General features: G+C 65.3%; 9 protein-coding genes. 4 read left to right on the top strand and 5 right to left on the bottom strand.

The genetic code is table 11. From position 1 onward, the window contains the following. Positions 1–116: 116 nt before the first annotated feature. Complete coding sequence (locus ACFHPP_RS29850) at positions 117–377, bottom strand: hypothetical protein (protein WP_437166868.1); 261 nt, start codon at positions 375–377, stop codon at positions 117–119. A 71-nt stretch (positions 378–448) separates the two neighbouring features. On the opposite strand from ACFHPP_RS29850, the gene ACFHPP_RS29845 reads away from it, so the two are divergent. From ACFHPP_RS29845 to ACFHPP_RS29830, 4 genes are all read left to right on the top strand, one after another. Further along, positions 449–2521, top strand: coding sequence for a BTAD domain-containing putative transcriptional regulator (locus ACFHPP_RS29845; RefSeq protein WP_437166867.1), 2073 nt, complete (start codon positions 449–451; stop codon positions 2519–2521). A gap of 636 nt (positions 2522–3157) precedes the next feature. After that, positions 3158–3337, top strand: coding sequence for an EthD family reductase (locus ACFHPP_RS29840; RefSeq protein ID WP_437166869.1), 180 nt, complete (start codon positions 3158–3160; stop codon positions 3335–3337). Positions 3338–3406: 69 nt separating this feature from the next. Next, a complete protein-coding gene (locus ACFHPP_RS29835; RefSeq protein ID WP_437166866.1) occupies positions 3407–4675 on the top strand; it encodes an MFS transporter in 1269 nt (422 codons plus the stop codon). Between the two features lie 13 nt (positions 4676–4688). After that, on the top strand, positions 4689–5501 hold the full coding sequence (locus ACFHPP_RS29830) for an alpha/beta fold hydrolase (RefSeq protein ID WP_437166865.1): 813 nt from the start codon (positions 4689–4691) through the stop codon (positions 5499–5501). Positions 5502–5771: 270 nt separating this feature from the next. Here the strand turns inward: ACFHPP_RS29830 and ACFHPP_RS29825 are convergent, their stop codons facing one another. From ACFHPP_RS29825 to ACFHPP_RS29810, 4 genes are all read right to left on the bottom strand, one after another. Then, positions 5772–6002, bottom strand: a complete 231-nt coding sequence (locus tag ACFHPP_RS29825; protein ID WP_437166864.1) for a hypothetical protein — start codon at positions 6000–6002, stop codon at positions 5772–5774. 52 nt (positions 6003–6054) lie between these two features. Further along, positions 6055–6459, bottom strand: a complete 405-nt coding sequence (locus tag ACFHPP_RS29820; protein WP_437166863.1) for a hypothetical protein — start codon at positions 6457–6459, stop codon at positions 6055–6057. Between the two features lie 266 nt (positions 6460–6725). Then, a complete protein-coding gene (locus ACFHPP_RS29815) occupies positions 6726–6929 on the bottom strand; it encodes a hypothetical protein (RefSeq protein ID WP_437166862.1) in 204 nt (67 codons plus the stop codon). Further along, complete coding sequence (locus tag ACFHPP_RS29810; RefSeq protein WP_437166861.1) at positions 6926–7141, bottom strand: hypothetical protein; 216 nt, start codon at positions 7139–7141, stop codon at positions 6926–6928. Before ACFHPP_RS29810 ends, ACFHPP_RS29815 begins: the two co-directional genes overlap by 4 nt. Between the last annotated feature and the right edge of the window lie 214 nt (positions 7142–7355).

The following is a 7355-nucleotide window of genomic DNA, read 5'->3' as shown; positions in this document are numbered from 1 at the left end:
TTAGGAGGAATTGATCTTCTCGGCCGCCGCCAGTTCGTCGATCGTGCCGTAGCGACCCGCCTCCATCATCCGCCGCTATCGGAACGCCCGCGGGGCTGGCTTGATGCGCGCGATGTTTAGCGCATTGCCATCAGCCGGCGCATCAACGCGCCGTCCACAACGACGGTGGGGATGCTTGCCACTGCGTCGACGCCTATATCGCGCCGCTGTGCTTCGCTTAGCTCAGCCAGCGTGTCACGCATCGCGGCAGCGTCGCGCTGCGCCGTGATGCGCGCGAGTACTGCCGCAGCGCGGTGACGCAATTGGATGAACAGGTCAGCCGCAACCCGGGCCTCGCCGATCCGGGAGCCGGTTGTCTGGTGAATGGCCTGTCGCATGGGGTTCTCTCCTCTGTTGGTGCAGGGAGTTTCCCCAACGGGCGTATCGCCAGCGTTCGTAGGCGCGTGAAATGCCGTCCTTTCCCGCCTTCGGGCGCGTGAAATCGACGTTAAATCGCACGACACGCTGCTATGCTGCGCGGATGAACGCGCGAGAGAATGATGTGCGGATCCGTGTCCTAGGCAGACTGGGCCTGGTGTCGACGCAAGGCAGCGCGGTTCGGCTGCCGACCCGCAAGGCGGCGCTACTCCTGGCCATGCTCACTCTCGGTGCGAAGGGGTTGCGTCGCGAGGCGCTTAGCAATGCTCTCTGGCCGGACCGCGGTGAGGCGCAGGCACGAAACAGCCTCCGCCAGGCGCTCGCCGCGATCCGCAGCGCGCTGTCCGACGCTGATCCCGACATACGGCTCGACAGCGATATGGAAACCGTTTGCCTGGACGCACGGCCGGAGGCGGTAGACCTCTGGCATTTCGAGGCCCTCGCTGGGGCAAAGGATGCCCAACTGCTCGCCGGCGCGGCGGCGCTCTATCAAGGCGACGTCTTGGCCGGCGTCGTGTTGCCAGACATGTTGGAGCAGTGGTTCGCACCGCAACGGCAGGCGTGCCGCTGGAAGGCGCTGCACCTTGTGGAGCGGCTGAGCCAGGCAGCCACTGATGGGGGGGCGACCGGTGCAGCTTGCGAAGCACTGGCCGAAAGGCTGCTGACAAGCGACCCAGGGGCGGAGGAAGCACACCGTGCGCTGATACGGCTACGGCTTGCTCAGGGCCGGCGGAACGCGGCGCTGCGGCAGCTTGAACTCTGCCGCGAGGCGCTGCGGCGCGAACTGGATACCGAGCCCGAGGCAGAGACCCTAGCCCTGCTGCGCGAAGACGTGCAGACGCCAGTCGCAAGGCCGGCACATGCCGCGCCCCCAGCCTCGCTGATCGTGCCGCCGGCACGTGCCGGGGACCAGCCTGCAATCATAGTCATGCCATTCGACAACCTCAGCGGCGAGGGCGACGGCTATTTCGTTGATGGCGTGGTGGAGGAGATCACCGGTGCCCTGTCACGCGTGAAGGAGTTCTTCGTAATCGCCCGCCAATCGGCCTTTACCTACAAGGGCCGCTTCGTGGATGTGCGGGAGGTCGGGCGCGAGCTGAGCGTCAGCTACGTGGTCGAGGGCACGATCCGGCGCGGCGGCGACCGGCTCCGGATTTCGGTGCAGCTGGTGGATGCCGAGACGCGGGCACAGATCTGGTCAGACCGCTATGAGGGTGCGACGACTGACATCTTCGAGTTCCAGGACCGCATCGCCGCGCATGTCGCCGGGGCCATCCTGCCCGTCGTGCGCAACGCGGAGATCGCAGTCGCCACCCGCAAGCACCCTGGGAACCTACGCGCGCACGATCTCGTGCTGCAGGCCTATCCGCGTATCTGGAGCCACGATCAACGCGACAACAGCCAGGCCATTGTGCTGCTTCTGGCCGCCGTTGACGCGGACCCGCAGTACGGGCGCGCCCATGCACTGCTGGCTTGGTGCCATTCGCAGGATGTCGTCTATCTATGGTCTGCTGAGCCGGAGGCCAGCCGGCATGCCGCACGCATTGCTGTGGAGGCCGCGACTGGGTTGATCGCCGACGATCCGACCGCGCTGGCCGCGGTGGGTGCCGCGCTTAGCCAGTGCCTCGACGACCTCCCGCGCGCTTCATCCTTTATCGAGAGCGCGCTATCGCTCGATCCGAACAACGCCTGGGCGTGGGCGCGATACGCTTGGCTGGCCATCTACCGCATGGAGCCGGAGGAGGCGATCCGGCGGTTCGAGCGCTCTTTGGCGCTCAGCCCGCTCGATCCGCTGGCCTTCAACCTCCGCATAGGCATCGCCGCCGCGCTGGCCTACGGGGGCGACCATGCTGAGGCGGCGGAGCGGCTGAAGGAGGTTATCTATCGCCACCCCAAGGTGTCCTGGGTCTACCGAATACTTGCCTACACTGCCGCGCTGTCCGGCGATTTGCGTGGGGCACGCGAGGCGGTGCGCAAGCTGCTGGAAGCCAATCCCAACACCTCCATCGAGATGATGAAACGCTCTCACCCGGCCCGTCACCGGCCGGCCGTTTTCGAGCCGATGCTCGACGGTTGGCGGCTCGCGGGTATGCCGGAGAGATAAGCGCCCAGCGGCGACTGCCACCAGCGGCTCCGCCGACGTGGTGGCCACTCCGCGCAGCCCATGCAGTTGTGCTCATCAAGGGCGGAAGCGATTCGCTGCGTTCCGCGCTTCAATCGATATGGCGGCCCGGCTGCCTCTCCCACTCCACAGGAAACGGCTCCATCAGCCCCGGCAGGGTCATCCCCTCCGGCTGCCGCCCGTCCAGAATCGCCTCGACGAAGTTAGGCGCCAGCAGGGTCAGGCGCAGCAGGCGCGAGACGTAGGAGGAGTTGATCTTTTCGGCCGCGGCCAGTTCGGATTATCTTGAATAAATTGCAGTTTCTTCGGGTCGTAGCGGCATCAAGATAACCGATTGAAGTCGACTCTTTCAGTCTCGAATTGTTGACCGTCCTGCCTCTTGCTCTCGCCATAAGATCGGCGAGCCGCTGCATGGAGCAAGTCGCTCGCTGGCCTCGGCCCCAGGATTTCCCCGGCATCCAACTGTATCCATGGAGGTCTCAATGGTGCTTCTCAGCGTCATGTATCGTGCTCAGTCAGGGTCCACGTTCAACCAAAAATATTATCTTAATGAGCACGCTGCGCTCCTCTGGCGCTGTTGGAAGAGAGCGGACTGCTTGATGTGAGAATACTACGGGAATCGGCTCACCCGGTGAGGGACAGGCAACGTATGTAGTTATCGCGCTTTTAACGTTCCAATCGCTTGACGCACTGCAGAAGGCAATCGCGTCGAATGGCGCCGAGATATTTGCAGACATACCAAAGTTTACGGACGTCCAGCCCATCGTGCAGATCAATGAAGCAGTTCCCATACCGTGACATCTCGGCACGGGCCAGCGAAACGCCGCTGATGGGACTGGAACACAGGCGCACGGACGCGCGGCCGCAATGAGTGCCCCGACCGCGTTACCCAGCAAGGATCGTTGGGCGGTACTTGTTGTCGCGATTTTCGCGCGGACAGCAGGCGCGGTACAGTTCCAATCGGTCGGCGCCACCGGTTCGTCAATGCTGGCAGATGCCAGCTTGGGCATCGGCTATGGCGGCCTTGGCCTCCTGATCGGCGCGTACATGCTTCCGGGAATCCTGCTGGCATTGCCCGCAGGCTGGCTCGCCGCGCGACACGGTGAGCGACGGATCGCCCTCGTGGGCTTGCTCCTCATGTCGGCTGGCGGGTTGCTGATCGGCGTGTCGGGAGGAATGGCAACCGCACTGATCGGCCGGGCCGTCTCCGGCGCTGGCAGCGCTTTGCTGACAGTTGTTCTTTCCACGATGGTCATTGGCAGGTTTGCCGGGGACCGCGCTCTTGTCCCGGCACTGGGCGGCATGCTCGCAGCCTGGCCCCTTGGGGTCGGGCTTGCGCTAGTGCTGCTTCCACCTCTTGCGGAAGCGACCTCGTGGCGCGTCGCGACGCTCGCCGTCGCCGGCGCCTGTGGCATGACGTTGCTCGGCGCCACTCTCGCGTTGCGCCAGAGTTCCCCAGCGCTCAAAGCGGATGATGCGCCCCAGGCGGCTGGTGACGGGCTCCTCGGCCTTCATCGGGGGGAATTTGCGCCGGTTGCAGCAGCTGGCACTGCCTGGGTCGGACAAAACGTCGCCTTCGCCGCCCTGCTCGGATTTGCGCCCGTTGTACTGGCAGAACGCGGCATGTCGGTGGCAGTGGCCGGCGTGGTGGCTAGCCTGGCTGGATGGGTAAGGATTCCGCTGCTGCCATTCGGCGGTGCCCTGGCTGATCGAACCGGGCGACCAGTGCTGGCAGCATCGTTGCTTCATGGCGCCGCAGCCATCGCCGTCCTGGTTCTGGCATTTGGTGCGGAGTTGCCGGTTGCATTGGCTGCTGCTGCGCTTCTGGCGGCAGGACTGCTATCGACACCGCCCGGCCCCGTGATCATGTCTTTGCCAGCTCGCGTTCTGTCGGCCGAAACACGCTCCGTGGGGATGGGTGTCTTCTACACGTTCTTCTACCTCGGTATGGCGGTGCTGCCGCCGATGGCTGGCTGGGCGGGCGATATCGCCGGAACCGGTGCAGCATCCTTGACTGTGGTGGCCGGCTTTCACCTGGTCGCGATAGGCGGCCTCGCGACGTTTGCCCACATCGCCGCCCGTCGTCGACGGCTGGTTGTCTTACCACCTGCCCCGCGTATCCTCTCTGAACGATAGTAGGGCCGTGCCGATGGCGAGCCTGACAATCAACGGCCATGACATGGCCTACATTGAGCAGGGCGCGGGCGACCCGCTGGTCCTCGTGCACGGCTCCCTCTCCGACTATCGCCACTGGGCGCCGCAGATGGAGGACTTTGCGGCCGCTGGGTTTCGCACGGTTGCCGTCAGCTTGCGCCACTACTGGCCGGAGAACTGGGACGGCATTGGCCGCAGCTTCACGGTGGATCAGCACGTTGCGGACCTCGCCGACTTCATCACCGCGCTCGGCGCTGGACCGGCCCATCTCATCGGCCATTCGCGTGGAGCCCACATCGCCTTCCGACTTGCGGAACGGTACCCGCGCCTGCTGAAACGTCTCATCCTGGCGGAGCCCAGCGGCGTTCTCGACGCCAGCTTACTACCCGAAGATTCAAAGCCCGGCAGCTACACGGCCTTGATCGCTGATGCGGTCGAGAAAGTGCGCCGGGGGGATGTGGTGGCGGGCTTGCGCAGCTTCTACGAATATGCGGTTGGGCCAGGTTCCTGGGACCGGCTTTCGGCGGAGCGCAAACAAATCAACATGGATAACGCCTCGACCCTGCTTGGCCAGATCGATGAGGGGCGGACGCCCTACTCGCGTTCCTCAGCCGAGGCGATCAGTGTTCCAACGCTGCTGGTGGGTGGTGCGCTAACCCGACCCGCTTTCGTGACGGTCCTCGATGGGCTGGAGAAGTCCATCTATGGCGTCCGTCGTGCGACGATACCTGACGCAGGCCACCCCATGAGCCGCGAGAACCCCGCCGCCTTTAATGCGGCGGTGCTCGATTTTCTGCATACGGCCTGAATGGTGCAGGTGCGTCCCGCAGCGCAGTAGGCTATCCATCAAGCGGGCCGCCTATTGAAGGGCGCGGGTGGCGGCATCCGCTGTGTCTCAGTGCCGGCCGCCTGACGGCGGCGGAGCGCGGGTCAAGTGATCGCGGCGGCATGGCGCCGTGGAGGCGCCTCGCCTGAGGAGCAGTCCGGCACCGGGAAGCTGAGGCCGGCGGCGGGCACATGGCAAGAGTGCGACGGCTGGCGCCGCTGCGCAGCACCGGACCAGAAGATTGCCCTCAGTCTAGTCTTGCCCGAGCGTCGACGGCTGCTTCCACCACTCCACAGGAAACGGCTCCTTCAGCACCGGCAGCGTCATGCCATCCGGCTGCCGCCCGTCCAGGATCGCCTCGACGATGTCCGGTGCCAGCAGCGTTAGGCGCAGCAGGCGCGAGACGTAGGGCGGGTTGATCTTCCGGGTCGCGGCCAGTTGTAAATCGTGCCGAAGCGGGCCGCCTCCATCATCCGCCGCCACCGGACGACACGTGCCACAACCTTCGCAAGCGCGCTGGCCTAGGCGTCGTGGTTCATCTCAAACCGTCATCCTCCGCTACGCGAATCACGGCGTCCCGGAAGCTCAGACCCCAGCGTTCCATGGTGGTCCGGAGGGTGTTGGAGAGGAGCATGGGATCATTCACGATCTGGTAGCGGTTACGGACGGTCTCGACTGCTCTGAGGTAAGCTGCGTCGCGCGCGTGGGTTCGGATCGCCCGCCAGTCGGCATCTCCCCGAAGGGCCCGAGATAGGTCGACGGGAGATGTGGCGACGCGCTGCCGTGGTGCTTTGGCGCTGGTACCGAGAAGCTTGAACACATCCTGGTCGGCCGCACGCCTTCGACTGCCGGCACGCCAGAGCACCAAGGCGAACACCACAAGAAGCGCCGTGCCTGCCAGAAGGACTGTCGGATGCGTCAACCTGGTTGAGTCCAACATTAGCTGAGATCTCCTGGATACCCGAGGCAGGGGTGAGTTCAGCAACTTGGCGCAATGATTTCTACACTTTTCTCCTTTCAGTGCTCAATAATGCTTTGCCTCGCTGTCTCTCCCACTCCACAGGAAATGGCTCCATCAGCCCCGGCAGCGACATCCCATCCGCCTGCTGCCCATCCAGAATCGCTGCAACGATATCCGGCGCCAGCAGCGTGAGGCGCAAGAGGCGGGAGACATAGGACGAGTTGATCTTCTCCGCCGCGGCCAGCTCATTGATCGTGCCGTAGCGGCCCGGTTTCCATCATCCGCCGCCACCGGAACGCCCGGGCCACCGCCTTCACCAACGTGGTTTCCGCAGCCGAGGCGCTGCGGGGCGCCATGCCGCCCGGCGTCAGGACCAGTTTCCGCCCACCCCGCTGCTTCCGGACCGCCAGCGGCACCCGCACGGTCAGCATCTGCGCGGCGCCGGTCACGCTGCCGCCCTCACAGATCCGGCGGGCGGCGTCGCCAGGTCCCCCGCCAGGTTCGCCAGGCCCTCCAGCTTGAGCCGCACGTCGGCGCCGCCAGCATCAATGTCCACCCGGTCTACCAGGAGGCGGATGATGCGCGCCTGCTCGGCGGGGAAGAGCTCCTCCCACAGCGGGTCCAGCCGCTCCAGCGCCAGCCGGGCCTCGTCCGCCGTCATGCCCGGCGCCGAGGCCCGTGCAACGCGCCAAGCGCCCAGCACCACCTCCGGCTGGCGCAGCAGCGCCCGGACCTGAGCGATGACCGTCCCCCTTGTAAGTCTCGAGCATCTGGGTCGGTCCGTCATAAGCTGGCTGGCGCGGTGGCGGAGGGGATGCCGATCCGCCTTGGGCCCGTTGAGCCCGTGATTGAGCTTGGTCGCCCCTCCGTCGTTC

Source organism: Falsiroseomonas sp. E2-1-a20 (assembly GCF_051433195.1).
Lineage (GTDB): Bacteria > Pseudomonadota > Alphaproteobacteria > Acetobacterales > Acetobacteraceae > Falsiroseomonas.
This window is presented reverse-complemented; position numbering and strand designations above follow the sequence as displayed.

Coding starts and splice junctions, on each gene's coding strand:
- ACFHPP_RS29820 (WP_437166863.1), bottom strand. CDS start 6,459: ATGTTGGACTCAACCAGGTTGACGCATCCGACAGTCCTTCTGGCAGGC.
- ACFHPP_RS29850 (WP_437166868.1), bottom strand. CDS start 377: ATGCGACAGGCCATTCACCAGACAACCGGCTCCCGGATCGGCGAGGCC.
- ACFHPP_RS29810 (WP_437166861.1), bottom strand. CDS start 7,141: ATGACGGCGGACGAGGCCCGGCTGGCGCTGGAGCGGCTGGACCCGCTG.
- ACFHPP_RS29830 (WP_437166865.1), top strand. CDS start 4,689: ATGGCGAGCCTGACAATCAACGGCCATGACATGGCCTACATTGAGCAG.
- ACFHPP_RS29835 (WP_437166866.1), top strand. CDS start 3,407: ATGAGTGCCCCGACCGCGTTACCCAGCAAGGATCGTTGGGCGGTACTT.
- ACFHPP_RS29845 (WP_437166867.1), top strand. CDS start 449: ATGCCGTCCTTTCCCGCCTTCGGGCGCGTGAAATCGACGTTAAATCGC.